This window comes from Aneurinibacillus sp. REN35, from assembly GCF_041379945.2.
GTDB lineage: Bacteria > Bacillota > Bacilli > Aneurinibacillales > Aneurinibacillaceae > Aneurinibacillus.
This window is the reverse complement of the sequence record NZ_JBFTXJ020000002.1, coordinates 26,163-49,582: the sequence shown is the minus strand read 5'-3', so window position 1 is coordinate 49,582 and position 23,420 is coordinate 26,163. Positions and strand designations below refer to the sequence as shown.

The following is a 23,420-nucleotide window of genomic DNA, read 5'->3' as shown; positions in this document are numbered from 1 at the left end:
CAACATGCGAAAATAAAAACAGCCTAAACCAAGATGTCTACGATGATAAAATGGGATACGTGAGGATTGAAACATCTTATTTTATACGAACGTACTTTACTTCCATGTGTCCAATACGAACAGAGAACATATTCTGAAACAAGGAGAGTCAAATGAGTACAATCGCAAAACAAAAATCCAACAGGCTTAAAATGGCTTCAAGAATGCTATTGGTTATTATCGGAGCCTTCATAACAGCATATGGCCTCGAATCGGTACTAATCCCAAACAATGTATCAGACGGGGGTGTAACAGGTTTAAGTATCGTCGGTTCACAATTAAGCGGATTACCTCTAGGGCTGCTAATTGCAGTACTGAATATCCCGTTCGTATTTTTAGGATATAAACAAATTGGCAGAAGCTTTGCTATTTACTCGGTTATCGGGATTGCTTCACTGGCAATCGGCACCAGTCTTATGCATCGTGTACCAACCATTATACAAGGTGATACGTTATTAATAACCGTTGTTGGTGGGATTATCATCGGTTTTGGAATGGGATTGGCATTACGGAATGGCGGAGCATTGGATGGGATTGATATGTTAGCTGTGCTGCTTTCGCGCAAATTACCTTTTGGAACAAGCGATCTCATCTTATTTTTAAACATGTTTGTGTTTATTGTTGTCTCAACAGTCTTTGGTCTTCAAGGGGCCATCTTATCGGCTATCGCTTACTTTATTGCTTCTAAAGTCATTCATATCGTTGAAGAAGGATTAAGCGGTTCTAAAACCTTTAAAATTATTACAACGCAACCCGAATTGATGGTAGAAACAATTCGTAACCGCTTAGGGCGTGGGGCAACATATAAACTGGCTCAAGGTGGTTATTCAAATGAGCAATTTAAAGAAATTACGTGTGTTATTAACCGGTTAGAAGAAAGTAAAATGAAAGAAATCATTAATGAAATTGACGCCCACGCCTTTGTTATTGTATATGACGTAGCTGAAGTTAAGGGCGGTAACTTTAAAAAGCATGATATTCATTAATTAACGATCCACTGCCTCTCCCCAAGCACACAAAACATAGCATGCACCTTTTTCCATCGAGTAGGAGGGGGCGATCAACCCCCGACTACTTACATCACCGTATGTCCCATTCGATGTACGGCGTCTTACTAAAACATTCATCCATACGCTATTTCTTAAAAGAAACGGTATCAACAACTTTTAAAAACATAGGTAAATTAGGTTCAAAATCCTTCCTACTACTTTCAAATACCAGGTATGCTGCATTATTGGCACCCATCTTTAGCGCGATCAGGGCCTGTTTCTTTTCTGAGCCAACCTGCCTGCTTAAAACAAAAAAGAGCGTTTTTTTATTTTGGAGCAGGATTCCCGTACCTTCTTTGGTAGATTGAATTGCTTTGGTTACGTCTTTATTGTTCATGCAGACAACGATTTTATGCGCTTGTTGTAAGCTTTTATAGTTGTTTAGTATACGAATGGCACTATTATAAGCCGCCGTTCCTTTTTTATACTGCGAAGTCCGCAGTAAGTTTTTGTTATTGTTATCATTATTCTGCTTAAGTATAATTGTCAGTTCATAATCGGCGTTTTCTAGTTTATCAACTGTCTCCTTCATTACATCAAATTGGTAGTTTTTCACTATCTCCTTACTATAAGAAGGCGCTTGAAATTGATACCCCTTCATATGAAAAGTCTTCCATCCTTCTGCATACCCCGTTGTTGCTAACGATAAAAATAAAACCAATATACCTAACCCAGTCCCTAGCTTCTTCACTACTACTCCTCCTCTTCCATACTAGATTACATTCTATACAACTCTCTTATTACCTCTTTACTGGAAATTTTTAGTGATGTATGGTTGTCGATATTCACCTCAGCTTTACGATAAAAGAAAAAGCCACTCCGTGGAGTGACTTTAGGACTTTAGCGCATATTGCCGATAATTGAGCTTCTACTATCCTGCATCTTTTTAATAAAGTTCGTCATAACATCAAATGCTTCATTACGCTTGTTCGAAAGATTCTGAAGCCGCAGCATATCCATTTGCTGAGCATTGTTTATTTGATCTTGCAGTTGAGCATCCAACAGTTGTTGTCGTTGTGATTGAACAAGCATTAAAGCCGTCTCTACATCCATATTTCTTACATCGATCCCATTTACATTTCCAATACTTCCAGCAGATACGGCCCCGGCGCTAGAGAATACCATAGTGGCAATCATCAGTCCGCCAATAAGTTTCTTTTTCATCATGAGCAACTCCTTTTATACCATTTCGTTGTATGAATCTTGATGAATTCATTCTAACAAGGTAAACAGGATAAAACTGTAGCTCAGACTACAAACCTGTAATTTTTATTTAGAGGAATAAAAATGAATTGTTTGTAGTTTGAATTACAGTTTCATCTATCCCTTCTTAAATTATAATCAATGCATGGCATTCAAAGAATACGAGGAGGAATGTAGATATGGAATGGAATAACGAAAAATTAGATCAAGCAATCATCCAATTTCAAGAGAAAGCATCTACGGATGCAGAGTTTCGTAAGCTTGCTTTAAGGAATCCGTCAAATGCTGTTAAGCAAGTAGTAGGCTTAGATTTACCTGAAGGATTCAAATTACAGATAGTTGATAACGCTGGTGCACATTTAACTGTTGTACTTCCAGACTTGAAAAAAAATGAGTATGAATTAGACGAAACTGAGTTACAAAATGTAGCTGGTGGTTATATGCTTTTATGTGTAGATGATAATGGTTTACCGATTTATTCAAAAGCAAAAAAATAAAGGCATCCTTTATACTCGATTACTATATAAATGAAACAGTTAGAGACCAATCCTAATGTCGATAAGGTTTCTGAATGTTTCTTTACCTATCATCCAGATTTTAAGCTTAAGAAGACAGGTATTAGAAATGTGCATTATAATCCAGGGGATAATAAATATCGTGGACGCATCGTTGCATCGTCTCTTTCTTCCTGGGGAATGGCTGAGTGTTTGTTGACATAAAGTAACAACGTGGAAAAAATCAAGAAAATTTGATGTCAAAGTAAAAGTTACGTATGGTATTTTCTCTATTATATGTAAAAGAAAAGAAAGAAAAACAAAGGAATAAAATCAGGATGTGGTCAAATGCGTGGTCAAGAAAACAGCGCGAAAGGACCTGTTTAACCCTATTTCAGACCGCAACTCTTTGCTATGCCCTTTAAAATCTCTAACAAAATCAGGCCTCCCGGATAAGCGGGAGGCCTTAACTATAACTGAGTACACGTATTTACTGTTCTGCTCTTCTATCTGCACAAACACTATTCTTGTTCTAACATATTAAGAAGAAAAACAACAGCCTCTGCTCGGGTAGTTAAATCATTAGGTGCAAATTGATTACCGCCTCGGCCGCGGATTACACCTTTCTCAAACAAAGCATTTACAGAGCCTTGTGCCCATTTTGGAATTTCCTTATTATCTGAAAATGTTGTCGGTGGATTATTCTTCACTTCTAACTTCAGAGCACGTGCAAGAATACTAGCCATTTCTACTCGTGTAATTTCCTGATTCGGACGGAATGTGCCATCCGGGTAACCACTGACAAGTCCTTTTTTTACTATAAGGGAAAGAGATTGTTCCGCCCATTTTGGAACTTCTCCCTGATCATGGAAAGAGGTTACTTCCTCTTCACCCTGTAATTGTAAGGCACGTGCAAGTAGTGATACCCATTGAATTCGTGTTACTGGTTGATTTGGCCGGAAGCTTCCATCTGGATAGCCACTTACTAGCCCCTTTTGCACAGCCCCTTGAATCTTTTCTTTTGCCCAGTGTTTCTCTGTATCGTTAAAAACAGTTGGGGAAGGCTGAACCTTTGGCGACTCCGGTTGCTTCACTTCCGTAGGAGGTACTGGCACCGTAGACGAAGAGGAGCCTCCCCCTCCACCACTTCCCCCACTCGAAGCGTACGCACGGTATAAGGTAAGCTTATACGTTTTCGTTGTACCATCCTCAGCAGTCACTACAATTACTACTACACTGTTTCCTTCAGGAACAGAGATGGGTTTTATTACACCATTATTTTGCATCTGACCATTTATTGTTATCGATGCATTCGTATCATCTAAAGTCGCTACCAAGTCAATGGACGTACTTTGATTTGAAAGAGTGAGCGTATACTTTGTTACACCTGGATCAAATACCGGATTGATTATTCCTTGATTCACGGTAAGATTACGCAGATTCGCATTGGCAGACAGCGGCTGGCTAGGCTGTGTAATTACAAGAGCTACGTTTTTGGTATGACCATTGTTTATGATGGTTACTCCTACCGTTCCTGACTGCGCTCCAGATGCAACCGTAATCAATCCATTTGGGCTGACTGTTACCAGATTCGTATTGGCCGATAAATAAGTAGTTCCTTCCGATCCTGCTGTCACATCTTTTGTGCTTCCATTGGACATTGTCGCTTCCACATATAACTGATGTGTGGCTCCCGGCAACAAGGTAATGGTATCCGGTGTCACTCCAATGCTCGTTACGGTCGGTGCAGGAGGTGGCGTTTCTATTCCAAGAAGGGTAGCTGTTCCAAGAGTCCCCTGATAATCAGCCGTAACCGTAACTGTATCGGCCGATGTAATGTTGACCAGTCCGTTCGTAACACCTGCTATCGCTGGTTTATCTACCGACCATGTTGATAAGCTCGTTACATCTGTAGTTGCACCATCCGTAAATTCAGCTATTGCTCTATACTGCTGCGTTGTCCCTACCTCAATGGTTGCCGTAGAAGGTGTGAGAGTTAGCTGAGTCACAGTAGGTGGAGGATTCGTTGTAAACGTGAGGACTGTCTCTGCTCCGGCAGGTGCTCCCGTTACCGCATTAGCTGCAACCCTTACTCTCACCGTATGGTTTCCACTTAGATTTGGATGGTTATTCCCTGTATACTGGATATACGAGCCTCCGTCTACACTAAACTCCATAGCTGTTGTTAAACCCATGATGACATTATTTATGTCATCCGCAGTTATCCGTGGTGCTTCTGGCGGACCTGCCAATGTAATGGAGTTCGTAAGAGAAAGTTCATTTCCTGCATCATCACGCAGCTGCATATGAACGGTTTTGCTACCATCTCCAGCAGTAAGAATCCAACTCTTAGTAGACTTTACTGTTTCCCAGCTACTCCATGTACTTCCATCATTGGAGAACCGCATATCAGTACTTCCACTCTCGGTAATATCAAGTGTGACACTGTCGCTTGATGTAAACGCCGCTCCGTTATTAATCGTAAACGAGCCCGTTGGTGGTGTTTTGTCTATCGTAAAAGAAATCGTTGTTGTATTTCCCACAGCATCTGTTACAACCAAAGTATAGAAGCCTTCATTACTTATTGTTGTACCGTTTGTAAAGAGCAAGCCGTTTAATGTAGCTGTTCCTTCATTAAATGAAATGGTTAAGTCAGTATTAACTTTTTGACCATTACTTACCCCTGTCATAATCGGCGGTACTGTATCAATCATCCATGCATACATCGCTGGAGTTCCATCTATATTTCTTGCTGCATCCTTTGCTCGTACAGCAAAAGTATGGCTGCCTGAACTTAAACCTGAGACCGTAACAGGAGAAGTGCACGCTGTATATGCGCCCCCATCCAGACTGCATTCAAATGAGCTGCTTCCCTCATTTGAGGTAAACGTAAATGTCGCTCCTGTGCTACTTGTCATTCCTGCAGGGTGTGACGTAATAGAAGTATCCGGCACTGTCGTATCTAAAATAATGGTATCGGAATACGTATCGGATACTAATCCACTTGCATCCTGGATTTGCATATAGACGGCTTTGTTCCCGTCTCCTGCTACAAGCGACCAAGCCTTGGTCGCGGATACTGTTTCCCAACTGCTCCACGTTGCATTGTCATTAGAAAACCTCATGTTAAGAGAATCGTTTTCTGGATCAGAGGCATTCACTTCTAATGTGACAGTAGAAGAGGATGTATAGGCTGCCCCAGAGTTTATTGTAATGGATCCTGTTGGCGGGCTAGTAACAGGGTTATTCGTAACATACGTATCAAATTGCTCATTGGATGTATCATTTGTTGGACTAGCCCACCCATTATTGAAATGAGCCAAAGTTACCCATAGAGCATAAGATGGTGGGATTGTACTAGATGTAACTTCCTGAATGCCATCCACGCTATATTTGTACGTCTGATAACGTATTTCCTTGTTTTCCATTGTTTCAATTTTGAATCTGGAAAGCGTCGCCCAACGTGCATCTACCGGTATGGAGAGTGGATCAGTAGTCTCTCGTACCTGATTATCTTTACTATAAAGATATACTTCATCCCGGGAATATGAAGACCATTCATCATCATAAATTTTCTTAGCTACTATCCATTTTGCATTTGAAGGAGGGGTAGGACTTTCACTAATGTGTGTTCCATCACTATAAACATAGCTTTTTACGCTACCTGAATAACTACCATTAAAATACGTATAGGATGTTAACACTTGGGCATTAGATGCTGCCGCAAAAGATTTTTCATTTGCACAAATGGAAATAAAGGTAAAAACAAAGAGTAAAACGGTTAGTGCTATAGGCCGCGTTCTTTTAGAAGAAGGGCTTTTAAGCATAATCAATAGCCCCCTTTTGTAATTAAAATCATAATTCACAGGTAACAACTTAACTTTATAGTTTCCACCTCCTTTTGTTTATTTGTTTTACGATATGTCTGTAAATAAGATAGTGAATTGCGTAAAAATTATAACATCGACTTTACTTTCTATTCAGTCATATGTTTGGTCATGATTTCAATGGGGTACATAGTTTCTTCGACCTATAAAATTAATTCCTTACATCATTTCCCTTCCACGCATAAAGTGACATCTCAGTATATAAAACAGAAGTCCTATCCGTTTACCTTTGCCATGCTCGCTGCTTCCCGAAATGGATTCATCGGCATATTCATTTACCTCTTTCCGATCGTTAATGAGACTTCTTTTTTCGCCTGGTTCCAATCCAGGGAGAGAATCCAAAGCTGGCTTCTGAACGCCTTGGACATGCAGAAAGACTTGGCAGCTAATTTGGAAATGGCAATGAGGAATAGCAGCAGGCACCCTCCTTCAGGCACTTTAGTAGACTAAAGGCGGTCAAAATGTGGTCAATTGCATTTTTCCACCAAAAATCCCCGCCTTGTAGGCGGGGATGTGTCTGCTTACTTCTTCTTTTTCCGGTACGGCAGTGAAATGCTTTTCTTGCCTTCAACCGGCGGTAAATTGCGGTATTTCTCAAGTTCTTCCTCGGACAAGCGATACGTCACCACTTCACTTGGACGCATCGTTGCATCGTCTCTTTCTTCCTGGGGAATGGCTGAGTGTTTGTTGAAATAAAGCAAACGTCCATGTACCATGTTCATCTACTCCTCTGCTTCGGGATCTACCGCTTCAGTTAGAAATATTTTACCCGCTTTCTTCATATACGAAACATCTCAACCATCCCATTCATAATCAAAAGCGGACCCGTACACTACCGGGTCCACTCTTTTTCCTTTCCTATAGCTAATTGGCCAGCCGCTCGTCACCGACCATTTCCTGGGCAATCGTTACACGTGGAGAGCCCTGTTCAGCAACTTCTTTAGCGAATAAACGCGCTTCTTCCAGCGTTTCAAATGCAGCTACGTTATGATCATTCGCTTTTCCAAACAAAGAAATTGTTTCATATACCACGTAGTACATAGCTTCACTCTCCTTACTATTAGATGATAAAAACAGCGTATAATAGCTAACTAACCTTACCCAAAATCCTTGATGTCTAAACTGTTTCCTCTTACAAAATGTATGTTGGAATCTTGAAAATGTGCCAACTTTTTAAAAGAAAAATGTCCTGTACAGATTGTACAGGACATTTTTTATTCAAAGGTGCCTCGATATGCATCCATTCCCATCAAGCGTGAAATGCTTCGATTTACTTCATGGGCCTGCTGCCAAGACACGCCGGTGTGAATTGCATTGATGTTAATCGTTTCACCGCTTCTCATATCATCTAGCACCGTCGACTCTTCTTCTTCGGGCTCTGTCCATGTATTATTCTCCATGGAAAGCATCTGCATTCGCAAATTTGATAAGCGTTCCCATTTTTTCATCTGCGACTTCTCATCATAATATACCACTGCCTAGCAGCCTCCCTTGATATGGTGTGTGTTGTATGTTGTATTCACCAGTTCCGGATTATGTATGGTATATATTTTCGTATCCATTACCACGTTTATGTCGCATTTTAAACATTTTGATATGTATTTTTCTCTTATTTATATATTGCTTATAGTCTGAATTGTATATACTTACATTGTATGCGCTTTCTCATAAATAATTCAAGTACATATTGTACTAGAAAAGATAAAAACGCCGATAAAATATCGGCGCCTGTTGTAGGAATGTATCATTATTTTTTTTCTGAAAGAATGGTCCAGCCATCTTCCTGATAAACTCCGCGTTCTTTCATTAATTTGCCTAATGCACGCTTGAAGCCGGCTTTACTGATACCAAACTTCTCTTTAATAACATCCGGCTCAGTCTTATCCGTATACGGCATGCGCCCGCCCCGATTTTTTAGGTAATCATAAATCATCTCAGCGTCTTGGTTATAGCTTATTTCTTTGCGCGGCTTCATCGTTACATTAAGTCGCCCGTCTTCGCGCACTTTTGAGACGCGGCCTTCTACCCGCTGTCCTACACGCAGGGACTCACTCGCCTCATCCCGATGAATGAACGCAAGGTGCTGCCCCTCGGTTAGCAGGAATGCGCCAATTTTAATGACTTTATAGATATATCCGGTGATATCTTGATTGAACGCCTCTTCCTCTGCTGGCGTAGCAACCTGGGCAAAATCCTCCTCGCGCGCAAGTACCGCAAGCATCCGGCCCTGCTTATCATGCTCAAGCTGTACATATACGCGATCACCCTCACGCGGCCATTTACTTTTGATCTCGGGCAGCTGATCAGCCGGAAGTAATAAATCCTTCTGAATGCCATTATCCAAAAACACGCCCATGCGCGGGTGTATGTCCTTCACTTCAAGCCAGCCGAACTCGCCAAGTGTAACATGCGGCTTATGCTGCGTGGCGGCCAGCCTGTCCTGATGATCATGATAGAGAAACACTTCTACTTGTGAACCAATCTCTACCCCATCTTCCACTTCACTCTGATGTAGAAGGACGTCTTGTCCCCCTACCGACAGAAAATAACCAAACGGCGCCTTTCTTTCTACGGTTGCTGTCACCAGCATGCCTGCTTCTGGTTTCACTGATTGTGTTCCTCCTTATTATTACCTGCGTACTAAAATCTATGGTGCGCTGCGAAACGCTTCTAACAGGAAGGGGGACGGGATGGCGGGCTTGCCGCGAAAATACTGCGGCGTACTGATATAGAGCTCCTGCATCGCTCTTGTAACAGCCACGTATGCGAGCCGACGCTCCTCCTCCACTGCTTCGTCCTGTTTCTCATCGTTTTTCTTATGCAGCCAAAAATCCGGCTTCTCCTCCGGGTCCACCGCAATGCTATGCGGGAGGACACCGTCAATTGCTCCGATAAGAATAACGACCGGATACTCAAGTCCTTTGGCACTGTGAATGGTCTGCAGCGTGACACCATGATTTGGTTGCTGCATTTTTTTCCGTGTCTCTTTCTGTGCGAGAATGGTATCTGCATATGCTAAGAATTCAGTTACCGTAGCGAATGCCTTCACCGCTTCTTCAAGCTCAAACAGATCATCACGCAGCATCTCCTTATGATAAGTCACGGCTCCTTCCTGTTCACTGCCGAGAAACTTATCATAGCCGCCCCCTGCTTCATTGCGAATCTCTCGCACAGCCTGCAGCGGACTTAACCGGGCAATGCTTCTGAGCCAATCGACCTGTTCACTGATGCGCCGGCGCTGAAATGATGGAATGCCCTCTAAATACCGCAGCGCCTCCACATAGGATACGCCCCGCTGAATCGAGAGGATTTGGATTTCTTTCATGAAGCGGGCTTTGCTGATATATAGACAGGGCAGGACACCTTCGAGTGCCGCTTCGTTATATGGATCAAGCGACAGCCGCATAAAATCAAGCACCGGACGAATGGTAGAAAGTTCATAAAATGTTGGGTCGTCACGATGCGTGGTGAACGGAATACCGCTTAGCAGCAGCTTCTCATATAAGGTACGCACCGTACTGTGCGTCCGATAGAGAATAGCGATATCACCATACTCATACCCATCAGATGCGGTCAACTGTTCAATCAACTGCAGCACTTCCTCCGCTTCTCGCTCCACAGAGCGGGCCGTAAAATACTTCGGCAGCCGAACTTCACCAGGCAGTACTTTCAATTCTTTCTTAAAACGCTTCTTATTATGCCGAATCACTTCATTGCCGAGACCGACAACGCCTGCGGAGGAGCGGTAGTTAATATCAAGCGTAATGCGCGTACAGTCTGGATGCTCATCCGGAAAGCGCAGAATAATAGAAGGCTCCGCACCCCTCCAGCCATAAATTGCCTGGTCCGGGTCTCCAACCGCACATAAGTTGGACGTGCTTGAGAGCAGCCGAATCATTTCATATTGTGCGATGTTTGTATCCTGATATTCATCCACCATAATATACGCCATCCGACGGCGCAGCGCACCGAGGTACTTTTCATTCTGACGCAGCGTTTCAATGCATCCGGTAATCAGGTCTTCATAGTCGATAAGGTTATTATCCTGCTTCTGCGATTCATATCGCTTAAGTACACGGCGCGCATCGTCTTTAAGCCCTTCCACTTCTTCTGTTACCCACGTATCGCCGACTACGAACAAATTATTCTTAAGATAGGCAAGTAGGGAGAGCAGCGTCTCTGGTTCATATTGTTCCCCTGTCGCCATCTCCTTGGTGATTTGTTCGATCATGTATGTTTTTTGCTTTTCACTCATAATGCGCGGTGACTGGCTAAGCTTGTGAAAATAAATCGTCCGCGCCAGCGAATGGAATGTACCGGCAATAATCTGTTTTACCATCCCTTGCGTAACACCGGGAATCGAAAGCAGCCTCTCCTTCATCTGACGTGCAGCCTGGCGGGTAAAGGTGACCAATACAATATCACGCGGCGGCACACCTTTGACCAGCATAAGATAGGCGGTACGACAGGTAAGGACGGTCGTCTTCCCACTTCCGGCACCCGCGTTGATGAGTACGGGGCCTTCTGTAGCTCTTACCGCTTCGATTTGCGATTCGTTTAGGCGAATGCCTGTTTGCTCCAGTGCACGAAAGAAAAACGCGTCTGCCGCGTCATCTGTCACTACATGCTCTGAAGTCAGTCCATCCGCCGTCTCGGCCCGAGGAATGGCCGACGCTGCGGTCACGCCGGGCGGCAGGTGCCTCATCTCGCACATATCCTCCTGGTTTTGTCTCATAGCAATCAAACTCCCGTTAATCGTAGCATCTTTTACCACTATACAAGAAAGCCTATAAAAAAGGAATGAAAAAAGAGAGCCGCCTTTCAATTAGAAAGGCGGCATCCGTTCTGTCTATATGGTTTCTCTCCACGTATCCTCTTGTTTCACCGTGCACGCTCTGTCTTATCTATACGTGTACAGTTTCTTTGTCTGTTTCTGCTTGCGCCATTCCTTGTAAGGACTTATCAAGCATGGTTCCTGTTTCTCTATAACGCGTATGAAATGCGAAAGCTTCTTCCAATATATGCGGCGTCTGTCCGCCCTGCTCACAAGCTTCTTCAAAATATGCACGCAGTTGCGGACGATAGTCCGGGTGTGCACAGTTCTCGATAATCGCTTCGGCGCGCTCACGCGGAGAAAGACCGCGTAGATCGGCTACACCTTGTTCCGTTACAATCACATCCACATCATGCTCTGTATGATCTACATGCGGCACAAACGGTACAATGCTTGATATGTCGCCACCTTTGGCAATGGACTTCGTAACAAAGATCCCCAGACGAGCATTGCGGGCAAAATCACCGGAGCCGCCAATGCCGTTCATCATGTTTGTTCCCATCACGTGTGTGGAATTCACATTGCCATAAATATCAAGCTCAAGTGCCGTATTGATCGCAATCAGGCCGAGACGGCGCACGATTTCCGGATGATTGGAAATTTCCTGCGGACGCAAAAGTACGCGATCTTTATACTTCTCGAAATTCGGGAAGACCTGTTGGCCCTTCTCCTTCGACAGAATGATTGAGCATCCAGATGCAAAGCGGATCTTTCCTGCGTCAAGCAGATCAAATACCGCATCCTGAAGCACTTCTGAGTATACTTCAAGGTCGGTAAACTCCGAATCCAAAAATCCGTGGAAAACGGCATTGGCTACCGATCCAATACCTGATTGCATCGGCGCGAGCGTTTTTTGCAGACGGCCTTCTCTGACTTCGTTGCGTAAAAACTCAATTAAGTGACCCGCCATAACAGCAGTTTCCTCATCAGGCTTTACGATTGAAGATGCCGTATCCTGCTCATCCGTTACGACAATCCCTCTGATTTTCTCAAGCGGAACAGGAATCGCAGACGTTCCGATTCGCTGTTCTACTGCCGTCAACGGAATTGGCTGACGATGCCCTTGAGGTCCTACATCATATGAGTCGTGTATGCCTTCAAGCGTAAGCGGCTGCGCCATATTTAACTCGATGATGACTTCTTTTGCATGCTCAATAAAAATGGATGAGTTGCCAATCGAAGTCGTCGGAACAATGTGACCTTCCTCCGTCACCGCAACCGCTTCCACAATTGCTACATCGATGGCGTCAATCGTGCCAGCACGCACCATTTCAGCAGTATGAGACAGATGCTGATCGATATACGTGATCTCACCGCTGTTAATCTTACTGCGCATACGTTTCTCGGCTTGAAAAGGAAGGCGGCGGTTAATGATGCCCGCTTCCGCCATAATCCCATCAACTTCGGAACTGAGAGAAGCACCTGTATATACATTTACTTTCAATTGTTCGCCTGTTTCTTTTACCCGCTCTACCAAGGCGCGCGGAACGGCTTTTGCATCCCCGGCTTGCGTGAATCCGCTTAAGCCAAGAGTCATTCCATCTTTAATCCAGCTTGCTGCTTCTTGCGCTGTCACCAGACGTTCTTGGAGTGCTTTATTACGTAAACGTTTCGTGAACATGTGAATACGCCCCTTTTGAAAACGTTATTATTTTAACAATTTGTAATATAAACAATAGCACGCCTTATGTGTTGCCGCCGCAGAAAGCGAATAAAGGAGAAAATACATCGATAAAGCAGAGAATATAGGAGTGAAGCATACGTGCGCCTCCATTTTTTTGAAAGCGCTTTACAACAATATCCATAAAAAAAGAAGGGTCTCCCCTTCTTAAAATCCCAGCAGGCGACGGAACGAGCTGGCATATTTTTGACTAACCGGCACACGGGTGCGCGCCGCATCATTCATGATCAGCATAAATGTTGAGTGAAAATCTGGATGAATCTCATCAATGGAGTAGACATTCACCATATAAGCGCGATGACTCCGTATAAACAAATCACCCGGCAGCATGCGTTCAAGCTCAAGTAAGCTGTATTTATTCACATACACACCGCGCTCCGTATACAAGTACGTCTTTCCCTTCTCCGATTCAATAAAATGAATCTCCGCAAGCGGAATCGGTACCCAGCGATCCTCGCCTTTGCCGATTAAAAAGTGATGACGCGGTAATTTGGGAAGACCGGGCGTTGCCGTCGGTGGAAAAATCGCCGTAATGCACCCTTCCGCATCGCCTTCATTTAGTATGGGCGTACTCATCGCATAATATGAGACACCAAACACACTATTGTCGAGATACTGCTCTATTTTCTGTTTTCGTGAAAGCGCTTGGCGTGTGAGTGTTCCTTCAGAAATTTCGTCGCCTGGTTTGATTTTCAGATCTATAGCCCGGCTGGGCTGGTAATAGATGAATCTTGATTTATCCGCAATCGCAATCGAAGCTTCCTGAGGGAATACATCGCTGATCGCTTTCACAATTGAAAGAACGGATGTGTTTTCCATTGCTTCATCTCCTGCTTTCGAATTCAATTTATATTGTAGCATAAAAAATTTATAATTTGCTGCATCGTTTTCAACTTCCAAGAGTCTAACTACAATGGAGAGATTAGGACTTCAGCAGGTGTTTTCTGGTAACTTATTGTGTAAGAATAGAAATTAAGTCTATTTCAGTCAGAAGGGAAGGATACATATGCGTCTACATCGCGCACTTGTCTTTATCTTACTTATGCTTATGCTAGCCATTACGGGCTGTACAACATCTTCCACTCCAAGCGGTGGCTCCGCTCCGGAAGGTAATAATACCACGCAGAACCCTCCTGCGCAGCAGCCAAATAATACAAGCAAGCAAACACCGACAGAAGCGCCAAAAGAAGAACAGCCATCAGCTGATAATTCAGAGGAAGAAAGTATTAAAGAAAAAGAAGTAATGCTGGTGTTTAGCGATACCGATCTCATGGAGCAATATAAAGAAGCACGCACCATTAAATACAAAAAAGAAGAAAATCTCCCGACCATTGCATTAATGGCATGGCAGAATGGGCCGCAAAGCAAAAAGCTTACGTCTCTTATGCCTAAAGAAGTCAAGATTCAATCGCTGAAAAAAGAAGGGGATACCGCCATCATCAGCCTCTCTCCTGAAATTAAGAAAGCCAACCTGGGTTCTACCGGCGAAATGTTCCTGCTTGAAGAGATGGCAACCATTTTACAGCAATTTGGCTACAAAAACATGAAAGTTGTCATTGACGGTAAAGAAGTGGACACCATTCTTGGCCATGTTGATACAACCTCACCAATCGAGCCGCTGAAGCTTGATGAGCTAAAAGAAATGAAGGACAAATAATCTACTCCACAGCCTATGCATAAGCTAAGACAGCACCTAATCCGTGCTGTCTTTTTTTTCTTGTGCATCTATTTTATCAAGCAAGTAACGGGCATAGCCCATCGGATTTGCATACGTTGCCTTCCATTCCTCCATCATGCGCACATTGCCAAACGCATAGCGCTGATCCCGTCCATTGCATTCAATAAACAGAGGTTTTCCCTTCTTCGTCAATCCGATATCAAGCCCGATATCAGCAAGGTCTGGCAGCGTCTTCTCTAGATAGCGGGCAACACGTAACGCAAATTCCTCTATTCCGTGCTTTACCTTTCCGACGTGCAAATCCGGATATTCACTAAGCAGCGTTGCAAGCCGGTGTACCTTTCCACCCTGACCAACGTTGCTTAAAAACCGCCCGACAGGTGCCACCTTCCCCACCATGCCTGCCACCTGCCACTCTCCTGTCGCGCCTTTTTGCACGGTAACACGCAAATCGAAGCGATTGCCACGGAAGGTCGCAAGAGGTAACTCCTCCTGAATATGAAAGCGGCGGGTCTGAAGCTTCTTCAACAAATGAGCGGGAAGCGAATTGGTAAAGCTCATTTGCTTCCAATGCCTTCGCCTGTTCTCCCGTACAGCATACGAAAGACGCCAGCCGCTCGAGATACGTATGATTCGCATAATGCCCACACCGATGCTACCGCTATTCGGCTTAATAAAGAGCGCACGGTGCATGCGCATCATTTTCCGTATGTTGTCCGGCGTACCATGTACTGTACGTGCCAGATGAGGATGAAACGACGGCTCTGCCCACAACAATGAATGAATATACGGTTTACTATACCGATTCCAACGATTAAATATCATGCATTTTTTCTCAGCTAATTGTGTTAGCTTGTTCTTATCCTTGGCTGAAAATAGCAGCGCCCGATTATGGATCACACGAGGAACCGGAACTTCTATACGCTTGTATAATTGGCCTTCTCTGACATATGCCATTACTGTATCACGGTGAAGATGCAGGTCATCCAGACGGATATAGCAAGGCTTCAGTCCGTACAGCCGGGCTCCCTCCTCATAATAAGGAAGTACTTCTGTTTGTGTCTTACCGGCCGGGATTCCCCGATACATCGATTGGTTAAGTAAGATGCCTACATACGAACCCTTCATCTTCTGCCTCCTTGTCTGCCTTCCTCTATACAGTATGAGAAGACAAAAGTGCGGGTGCTTGTTTCCCTGCTATAAAAGGCGGGTGAAGAGCAAGAATAGACGGGGCTGCATATATACGCTCTACACCTGCCGATGCGCCCTAAAACCAAAGAAAAACGGGCCGCTTACGCTCACCCGTTTTCTCACTTGACGATCACTTTATGCTTTTGCATGGCGTGCAGACTACGTGCATCAATGTGGTACATGACATAATATACACCCGCTTGCTCAAAGCGATACACGGCCCCATAGCGGCCTTCTCCCGACTTGTTAGCCGGGATCATCGTATGCGCCTCCGTTTGCCCCTCACGCCAGACTTCAAACTTCACCTCTTCTGCATCCTCTACCTTTTCTCCCCCCTGCTCTACAGCAACAGATAGCGCAGCCTCCTGCTTCGGCTTGGGAGATACCGGCGCAATTGCAAACTGCACGGTAAGCTTCTCCGGTATACTTCTCTCTACCGGCGGCTTCTCGTTGCTGCATCCCGCTACCACAATGGTTGCGATAAACAGCAAGAGAACAGTCCATACGCATCGGTTATGCTTCATCGCCTTCTCCCCTATTCTTTACTCGTCCTCTTCATATAACGGCAGTCTAACGGTTACGATCGTCCCTTCGTCCACCTTGCTTTGTATCGAAATTGTTCCTTCATGCAGATGAACAATCTGCTTAACGATGGAGAGACCTAAGCCGCTCCCCCCGTGCTTGCGTGTTCGCGCCTTGTCCACCCGATAAAAACGCTCACCTAAACGCGATAACTCTTCCGGTGCAATACCGCACCCGTTATCTGCAATGACCAATATGCACTGGTGTGCCTGTTCTTCACGATGAAGGCTTACACGAAGCAGACCCCCTTCATTCGGCAGGTGGCGCAATGCATTATCGCATAAATTATGAACCACTTGCTCTAGTCTGTCTTCATCTCCCCAGGTGATTACATCCGGATCAATGTGTAGATGAAGATCTGCTTCTTTCTCCATCAGAAACGGTCTAAACTTGTCAATCGCATCTTCTATTAGCTGCCCCAACGGTAAGGGAGTCACATGCAGAGGATACGAGGAACCTTCAAGCTGCGCTAAGTCTAGCAAGTCGTGCACAAGCCTCTCCATCCGTCCTGCCTCACGATGGATGAGATGAAGATAACGATCCTTCTCCTCCGGATCAGCCGCGACTCCATCAATTACAGCTTCACTGTAGCCTTTAATATAACTGAGCGGTGTACGAAGCTCATGCGAGACATTCGCAAGAAATTCACGACGCTGCGTATCGACCTGCTCAAGTGCGGATGCCATGTGATTGAGCGCCCGTCCCAGATTGCCTACCTCATCACCTTCCGTTACCGCAAACCGTTGCGAGAAGTTCCCGAGCGCCATCTTACCTGCCGTCTGCTCCATATGACGCAGCGGTCTCGTTAGGCGATTGACAAGATGGCGGACAATATAGAGCGAAAAAAGAACAAAAATAAAAGCACATACAAGAATAATATAGCGAACCTCACTAAGCGCTTCTGTTATGCTTGCAAGGGGAAGATACAAATATACAATGCCTTCGAGGCGTTTTCCGTCCAAAAGCGGCACAATCGCAGCCATGATCTGGCGGCCAAATCTCTCCTCATAGCCGACTTTGCTTACTGTCTGTCCCGCTACTAGGCGGCTTCGCTCCTCCTGGGTAATCAGCGCATCATACTCAATTTCAAAAGGAAGACATGCCCCCAATTGACGCGGATTCTCGGTTACAAAAATCTCCGCTTCCGACACTTGGCTTATCCTCTCCACCTCTTTGCGAAACGCAGGTGTGAGCCCTTCTCGCGGATACATATCCGCGATGCGCTGCCCCTGATAAATAAGAGATGACTCAATGTTTTGCACATACAGCTTCCCATATAAATATTGGGTCAACCCATACGTTACCAACACCGTGAATATGACACCGGAGCTGACAAGAAGCCACAGCTTCTGATTGAGCTTTAATGTGATGCGTTTCAAGACGGCACCTCGAATTTATAACCTACTCCCCACACGGTCTGGATAATACCGGCATGTGCACCAAGCTTCATACGCAGCGTCTTCACATGCGTATCGACCGTTCGCGCATTGCCGTAGTATTCATAGCCCCAGACCATCTCCAATAAGCGCTCCCGACTCATGACCTGACCCGGATGACGAATGAGACAGGTTAATAAATCGAATTCTTTGAGCGTAAGGGAAAGCACCTGACCATTCAGACGCGCCTCATGTCCGCGCATGTCCACCTCAAGCGCTCCATGCCGATCAATCGACTCGATACCGCTCCCACCCGAAGGATGCGTGCGCCGCAACAGCGCTTCAATACGAGCCAGCAGCTCACGCGGACTGAACGGCTTCACCACATAATCGTCAGCCCCCATTTTTAACCCGCTAACCTTATCGGCTTCCCCACCCCGGGCTGTCACAAAAATAATCGGGATATCTGACGTTTCACGAACCTTCATACAAAAAGTTAATCCATCCAAGCCCGGCATCATCACATCAAGTACAATAAGGTCAAATGCATGCCTCTCAAGGAGCATAAGCGCTTGCTCTCCGTCCTCGGCTTCCGTACAACGATAGCCCTCACGCTTTGCATACATACAGATTAATTCGCGCATTTGCGCTTCATCATCAACGATCAGGAGAGAGTACCCCGTCACTTTCCTTCACCTTCCCGCACAAACATTTGAATAGGTCCATCCCCTGTGCGTAGTGTTTTCACTATACGCATGGTCTTTGGATCCACCACTACAATCTGGTTGCTCTCATAACTGGCGATATACAAATACCGTCCGTCATGAACCATTCCAAACGGATTGGCTCCCAGTGCCAGCTCACCGGTTACGCGCCCATTCTCCATGTTGATCCGCCGCAGCATATTGGACCCGTGACTTAATACATACACCGTGTCCTTATCTATGCGCACAAAATCAACAGGCATCGATGGTGCATGGACAGTAGTTTTCTTCTGTCCTGTTTCACTTGAGAATACAGATACCTCCTGCTCCGGCAGGTCACCGCGTCCGTGACCACCCACCCACAATTCCTTACGATCAGCCGCTAGCAACGCACCCATAGGCGACTCATTGAGTTGCGAGGTGCGAACTACCTGCTTTGTGGAAAGGTCGATCTCCCGCAGCTTCGCATCTTGCAAATCCATCACATACAGCCGATTGCGAGCTAAATCAGGGATCATGGTGAACGGAGACGGCCCCACTTTGATCTCGCTTGTCTGATTTCCATCAAGCGTATACATACGAACGGAGCCGTGCTGCTTATCCGCCAGATACACCGCATCTCCATCTGGTGCTAATACAGCATTGACAATACCGCCTCCCGTCTTCCATACCGCATCCTCTTTGCCCGAGTTCATATTTAGCATACGCGCGTCTTCACCGTTCTTGCCATACAACAGCACCGTATGATGATCCGGCAGCAAAAGCATCCGATCAAAAGGAAAGGCGGGCTTCCATGCAGCCAGCATCTCACCTGTTTCGATACTCATGAACGAAATCGTATTATCCCGTGCATTGGCTACTGCGAGTACGGATGCATCCCGCGGAACTTTCGTTAATGCTGCGGACTGACACCCGGCGGCCATGATCCAGATCAACATCATCATTACAAAAGCCAGGCGCTTCTTTCTCATCCCGAACGCTCCTTATGTAAGATATGCCTTTTATTATAAAGAATAATTGTGTGTGATTTGTGAAATACCGGATTGCCTTACACATAAACGTGGAAAAGCAGTACATGGAGGTGCGTCATGAGAAGAGTACTTACAGCAATCGGATTTACCATCTTAGCTTACGGCACATACCGAACTTTTATGAAAAAGGAACGCCGCTACATCCGCCTCAACTAGCAGCATGGACTTTATTAATGTATAACAGCAGAACAGGGCGGAATCTCTGGTTCCGCCCTGCATCCTTATACTGATGGCTTATTGTTTAGGCTTCTCCATAAATACAAGGTTGCAATGGACTCATAAGGAACCCACTTCGCGGCGATTTCAAGCATCTGTTTTTTGGTGGGAAACTCCGATAGGCCATAATTGACCTGAATGGCTTTCTTAATTCCCAGATCATCGGCAGGAAATACATTCAGCCTCCCCATCCCAAATAGGAGAAACATCTCCGCTGTCCATCTACCAATACCTTTAACCATGATTAAGCGCTCAATTACTTCTTCATTCGTCTCCTCTGTTAAGCGGTCTAAACGCAGACGTCCGTCGGCACAATGCGCAGCAAGATCTTTTACATATACGACTTTGGCACGCGAGAGCCCCAATGCCCGCATCTCCTCCTCGGATGCTGCAAGCAGAGCTTCTTGGCGCCACTGGCCGCCAAAATATTGCAGAACACGCTCCGTAATGGACGCAGCGGCTTTGACAGACAACTGCTGAGAGACAATGGAGCTGCACAGGACAGCAAAATAATCCCCCGGCTCTTTCCAGTGATAGGGTTCGTATTCATTAATGATTCGGGCCATTATCGGATCGGCGGCTCGTAAATATTCACAGCCCTGAGCAAGCGTACGATCATTTATAATTGTGCTGTCCATCTTTATCGCTCCTCGCTTCTATACAACCATTTGGCAAAACCATCTTGTTTCGCCCAATATGTAATAGGGATTCCGTTCTTATCTTTCTCCTCACGTACAATTAAAACATCGTTTCGGTATGGCATCACTTCAATCATACTGCCTGCTTTTTGTGCGATACGTATTATGATGTGGGCAGAATTGTGCGGCGGATCTACTTTTTGTACCAGCTTCGCCCCATTAAACAGAGCGATAATCTGCTGTGTTTCCTCTGCTCCTAGCTCCTTCTCCCCTGCTTCCTTATCACAAATCGTAATAACGCTTATGTTATGAGCAGAAAGCGGCTGATGAAGATGGTCACTGGAGTAATATTTTTCAAGACGCTTGAGCCACCCGTTCGGCAGACCGAACAGAATGACCAGGACAACTACCACAACATAACCAATCCATTCCGCATACGGAATACCAAATAGCATAGTTTTCTCCTCTCTTCCCCGCGCTGTATCGTTTACTTCCTTTTTCTTTCCCATTTATTATACCGAAATATTTTCCAGAAAGAGAGAGAAATTCCACCGCTAACTCTCCAACTTTGCTTTTGTAAGTTACTGCTTCTGTATTGACGAACAAGCATTTTCATGGCATATTTGAAAATAGGTTGTGAAATTTATAACACCATACAAACCTTCAGGGCAGGGTGAGATTCCCGACCGGCGGTGATGGGGCGCTTCATATTGTCCCTTAGTCCGCGACCCGGACGCAAAAATAGTAGTAACGCGTCTGGCTGATCCGGTGCAAATCCGGGACCGACAGTATAGTCTGGATGGGAGAAGGGGGAACTTCATATGAGAGGGAAGGTTCGCAGAACAGCGTTTTTATCGCTGTTGTCGACCATTGGGTTTCTGCTGATGTTTGTAGAAATCCCGCTGCCGATGTTTCCGGCTTTTTTGAAAATCGGTGTAAGCGAAATTCCAGCGCTGATTGGCGCCATTCTGTTCGGCCCACTGGCTGGTGTAGCCGTGGAGTTGATTAAGAACATCCTGCACTTTTTGCTTACCAATCAGGGTGGCATGGCTGTAGGAGAGCTGTCCAACTTTATAGCGGGCAGTACGTTCGTTGTTGTATCTGTATTCTTTATGCGGAAGCTGAAGCAAAGCAAGGTGAACTTCTGGGTAGGTATGACCGCCGGTACAACGGCTATGGCAATTATTATGTCGCTGACCAACTATTTCTTCTTCATTCCGGCTTTCGCCTATGTTATGGGTATGTCCGTTGAAGACATTATCGGTTGGTCGCAAGGTGCTAACGCCAGCATTACCAATCTGTGGGCGCTGATCCTGTACGCGATTCTTCCGTTTAACCTGATCAAAGGAATCGTCGAGGCTTTGATCACATATCCAATCTATAATCGACTGCGTCCCGTATTGCACAGCAGATAGTCTGCATGCTGCGGGTACGATTCACAACCATACATGTATGTTGTCAGCTAAACTTCCGCTGCCCGGCGGAAGTTTTTAATTTTTTTTGTAAAAAATGTTTAGTCACCCCACATAAACCACACATACACGACGAATGATTATAGCAAAAGAAATCGAACGAGGTGACTTCCCATGAATCGCATGGAAATTCTAATTAATTCTGCTGATGAGATGTATGAGACAATGCAAACACTGCAAAGCAGTTACCCGAATGCTACATTTGAAGGACTTGAATATGTCGGGATTGAGAATGGTCAGCTCTCCATTAAACTGTCCTACTCATTAAACTAAAAAAATCAGGCGTTCCAATTGGACGCCTGATTTTTTGTTGTATCGTTGTATATCCATTATGTCTTATCTATAAAATTTAAGGTAATTATGAACCTGCGCAAGAATCGTTTTTCGAGTCAAAATCCCAACGAATACTCCATCTTCATCTACGATGCATAGAAACGGGTGATTAATGGACAGCTCAAGCCCCCGGAAAAAGCTTCCGTCTGCCTTCATCCATGCCACCTTCTTATTCATTACTTCTTCAACCTTCATCTCACTAAGCTTATTGTACTCAATCTGCTCAATACCTAATGTGGCATCAAGGATAAGCGCCATACTAATCAGCCCCTTCAGCTTGTATTCCCGATCAAGCACAGGAATGGCTGAATACCCCGATTTCGTAAGAACAAGCAGCGCATGCTCAAGCGAGTTCCCCTCTTGAACAATCGCTACCCTGCTGCCCGGAATCATTAACTCCCCTATTCCATTCTCCAATGATACCTGCTTCATGGTTTTCCCCATACGACCACCGCTTCCTTTTCCTTACTAAAAGTCAACGTCTTCTTAATTATATCATGAAAACGCTTTCCATGCCTATTGCTCCCTTATGCCTCTTCGGCTCGCTCCAATTGAGACGTGCACGATGGGCAGCGGGTTGCGGCAAGCGGAATGCTTGATATACAATACGGACACTCCTTCGTCTCTGCCAGCTTCTCTTCTTCCTGCTCCTGATGCCGCAGATCACTTAAGCGGGTATACACTTTCACTACGACAAACAGGGAGAATGCGACAATAATGAAATGCAGCACATTGTTTAAAAAAATCCCGTAATTAATCGTAACGGCTTCCGCATCCTTTGCTGCTTTAAGAGAAGCGTACGAGCCGGGCGAAAGATTAATGTACAAGTCCGAAAAATCCACGCCATTTAACGCCATCCCAATCGGGGGCATAAGAATGTCTTCGACAAGCGATGTCACGATTTTATTAAAGGCTGTACCTAGTGCCACACCGACTGCAAGATCAATAATGTTGCCTCTGCTGATGAATTTTTTAAAGTCTGTTATGAACTTCACACATGCTCTCCTCTCGT

General features: G+C 45.0%; 24 protein-coding genes and 1 riboswitch. Of the genes, 5 read left to right on the top strand and 19 right to left on the bottom strand.

Annotation, left to right across the window (positions count from 1 at the left end):
* The first annotated feature begins 152 nt into the window (after positions 1-152).
* Entirely contained in the window at positions 153-1,025 is an 873-nt protein-coding gene (locus AB3351_RS03450) for a YitT family protein (RefSeq protein WP_371145734.1), read from the top strand.
* Between the two features lie 148 nt (positions 1,026-1,173).
* On the opposite strand, the gene AB3351_RS03445 is transcribed toward AB3351_RS03450, so the two are convergent.
* Both AB3351_RS03445 and AB3351_RS03440 read right to left on the bottom strand, forming a co-directional pair.
* A complete protein-coding gene (locus tag AB3351_RS03445; protein WP_371145733.1) occupies positions 1,174-1,779 on the bottom strand; it encodes a hypothetical protein in 606 nt (201 codons plus the stop codon).
* A gap of 149 nt (positions 1,780-1,928) precedes the next feature.
* Positions 1,929-2,252 carry a hypothetical protein gene (locus AB3351_RS03440; protein ID WP_371145732.1) on the bottom strand — a complete coding sequence of 108 codons (324 nt, stop codon included), beginning with the start codon at positions 2,250-2,252 and terminating at the stop codon, positions 1,929-1,931.
* Positions 2,253-2,470: 218 nt separating this feature from the next.
* Between AB3351_RS03440 and AB3351_RS03435 the strand changes: the two genes are divergently transcribed.
* Positions 2,471-2,788: an NHLP leader peptide family RiPP precursor gene (locus AB3351_RS03435; protein ID WP_371145731.1), complete on the top strand. Its 318-nt coding sequence runs from the start codon at positions 2,471-2,473 to the stop codon at positions 2,786-2,788.
* Between the two features lie 518 nt (positions 2,789-3,306).
* Here AB3351_RS03435 and AB3351_RS03430 read toward each other — a convergent pair.
* The 8 genes from AB3351_RS03430 to AB3351_RS03395 all read right to left on the bottom strand — a co-directional run bounded on the left by AB3351_RS03430 (position 3,307) and on the right by AB3351_RS03395 (position 14,006).
* Positions 3,307-6,612 carry an S-layer homology domain-containing protein gene (locus AB3351_RS03430; RefSeq protein WP_371145730.1) on the bottom strand — a complete coding sequence of 1,102 codons (3,306 nt, stop codon included), beginning with the start codon at positions 6,610-6,612 and terminating at the stop codon, positions 3,307-3,309.
* 581 nt (positions 6,613-7,193) lie between these two features.
* Positions 7,194-7,388, bottom strand: a complete 195-nt coding sequence (locus tag AB3351_RS03425; protein WP_206250224.1) for a hypothetical protein — start codon at positions 7,386-7,388, stop codon at positions 7,194-7,196.
* Positions 7,389-7,536: 148 nt separating this feature from the next.
* Positions 7,537-7,713, bottom strand: a complete 177-nt coding sequence (locus AB3351_RS03420; RefSeq protein ID WP_371145729.1) for a hypothetical protein — start codon at positions 7,711-7,713, stop codon at positions 7,537-7,539.
* A 173-nt stretch (positions 7,714-7,886) separates the two neighbouring features.
* Positions 7,887-8,147, bottom strand: a complete 261-nt coding sequence (locus AB3351_RS03415) for a hypothetical protein (protein ID WP_371145728.1) — start codon at positions 8,145-8,147, stop codon at positions 7,887-7,889.
* Between the two features lie 272 nt (positions 8,148-8,419).
* Entirely contained in the window at positions 8,420-9,280 is an 861-nt protein-coding gene (locus AB3351_RS03410) for a CvfB family protein (protein WP_371145727.1), read from the bottom strand.
* Positions 9,281-9,319: 39 nt separating this feature from the next.
* Positions 9,320-11,407, bottom strand: a complete 2,088-nt coding sequence (locus AB3351_RS03405) for an ATP-dependent helicase (RefSeq protein WP_371145726.1) — start codon at positions 11,405-11,407, stop codon at positions 9,320-9,322.
* Positions 11,408-11,576: 169 nt separating this feature from the next.
* Positions 11,577-13,127: an acetyl-CoA hydrolase/transferase family protein gene (locus tag AB3351_RS03400; RefSeq protein WP_371145725.1), complete on the bottom strand. Its 1,551-nt coding sequence runs from the start codon at positions 13,125-13,127 to the stop codon at positions 11,577-11,579.
* 207 nt (positions 13,128-13,334) lie between these two features.
* A complete protein-coding gene (locus AB3351_RS03395) occupies positions 13,335-14,006 on the bottom strand; it encodes a LytTR family DNA-binding domain-containing protein (RefSeq protein ID WP_371145724.1) in 672 nt (223 codons plus the stop codon).
* 187 nt (positions 14,007-14,193) lie between these two features.
* Between AB3351_RS03395 and AB3351_RS03390 the strand changes: the two genes are divergently transcribed.
* The gene (locus AB3351_RS03390) at positions 14,194-14,844 is read left to right on the top strand and encodes a GerMN domain-containing protein (protein ID WP_371145723.1); all 651 of its coding nucleotides are present in this window, start codon (positions 14,194-14,196) and stop codon (positions 14,842-14,844) included.
* A 36-nt stretch (positions 14,845-14,880) separates the two neighbouring features.
* On the opposite strand, the gene AB3351_RS03385 is transcribed toward AB3351_RS03390, so the two are convergent.
* The 7 genes from AB3351_RS03385 to AB3351_RS03355 all read right to left on the bottom strand — a co-directional run bounded on the left by AB3351_RS03385 (position 14,881) and on the right by AB3351_RS03355 (position 21,058).
* Positions 14,881-15,993, bottom strand: coding sequence for a YheC/YheD family endospore coat-associated protein (locus tag AB3351_RS03385; protein ID WP_371145722.1), 1,113 nt, complete (start codon positions 15,991-15,993; stop codon positions 14,881-14,883).
* A gap of 182 nt (positions 15,994-16,175) precedes the next feature.
* Positions 16,176-16,580: a FixH family protein gene (locus tag AB3351_RS03380; protein ID WP_371145721.1), complete on the bottom strand. Its 405-nt coding sequence runs from the start codon at positions 16,578-16,580 to the stop codon at positions 16,176-16,178.
* Between the two features lie 18 nt (positions 16,581-16,598).
* Positions 16,599-18,017 (bottom strand): sensor histidine kinase, encoded by a 1,419-nt coding sequence (locus tag AB3351_RS03375; protein ID WP_371145720.1) that lies wholly within the window; start codon positions 18,015-18,017, stop codon positions 16,599-16,601.
* A complete protein-coding gene (locus AB3351_RS03370; protein WP_371145719.1) occupies positions 18,014-18,700 on the bottom strand; it encodes a response regulator transcription factor in 687 nt (228 codons plus the stop codon). Before AB3351_RS03370 ends, AB3351_RS03375 begins: the two co-directional genes overlap by 4 nt.
* Entirely contained in the window at positions 18,697-19,689 is a 993-nt protein-coding gene (locus AB3351_RS03365; RefSeq protein ID WP_371145718.1) for a YncE family protein, read from the bottom strand. The genes AB3351_RS03370 and AB3351_RS03365 overlap by 4 nt, the downstream gene beginning before the upstream one ends.
* A 281-nt stretch (positions 19,690-19,970) precedes the next feature.
* Positions 19,971-20,603 (bottom strand): DNA-3-methyladenine glycosylase family protein, encoded by a 633-nt coding sequence (locus tag AB3351_RS03360; RefSeq protein ID WP_371145717.1) that lies wholly within the window; start codon positions 20,601-20,603, stop codon positions 19,971-19,973.
* Positions 20,604-20,605: 2 nt separating this feature from the next.
* Complete coding sequence (locus AB3351_RS03355; protein WP_371145716.1) at positions 20,606-21,058, bottom strand: hypothetical protein; 453 nt, start codon at positions 21,056-21,058, stop codon at positions 20,606-20,608.
* Positions 21,059-21,258: 200 nt separating this feature from the next.
* A riboswitch (FMN riboswitch) is annotated at positions 21,259-21,418 on the top strand.
* 6 nt (positions 21,419-21,424) lie between these two features.
* Here AB3351_RS03355 and AB3351_RS03350 point away from each other — a divergent pair.
* Both AB3351_RS03350 and AB3351_RS03345 read left to right on the top strand, forming a co-directional pair.
* The gene (locus tag AB3351_RS03350; protein ID WP_371145715.1) at positions 21,425-22,018 is read left to right on the top strand and encodes an ECF transporter S component; all 594 of its coding nucleotides are present in this window, start codon (positions 21,425-21,427) and stop codon (positions 22,016-22,018) included.
* Positions 22,019-22,189: 171 nt separating this feature from the next.
* Positions 22,190-22,348: a hypothetical protein gene (locus AB3351_RS03345; RefSeq protein WP_371145714.1), complete on the top strand. Its 159-nt coding sequence runs from the start codon at positions 22,190-22,192 to the stop codon at positions 22,346-22,348.
* A 63-nt stretch (positions 22,349-22,411) separates the two neighbouring features.
* Here the strand turns inward: AB3351_RS03345 and cbpB are convergent, their stop codons facing one another.
* Both cbpB and mscL read right to left on the bottom strand, forming a co-directional pair.
* Positions 22,412-22,852, bottom strand: coding sequence for a cyclic-di-AMP-binding protein CbpB (gene cbpB / locus AB3351_RS03340; RefSeq protein WP_371145713.1), 441 nt, complete (start codon positions 22,850-22,852; stop codon positions 22,412-22,414).
* 83 nt (positions 22,853-22,935) lie between these two features.
* The gene (gene mscL / locus AB3351_RS03335) at positions 22,936-23,403 is read right to left on the bottom strand and encodes a large conductance mechanosensitive channel protein MscL (protein ID WP_371145712.1); all 468 of its coding nucleotides are present in this window, start codon (positions 23,401-23,403) and stop codon (positions 22,936-22,938) included.
* Between the last annotated feature and the right edge of the window lie 17 nt (positions 23,404-23,420).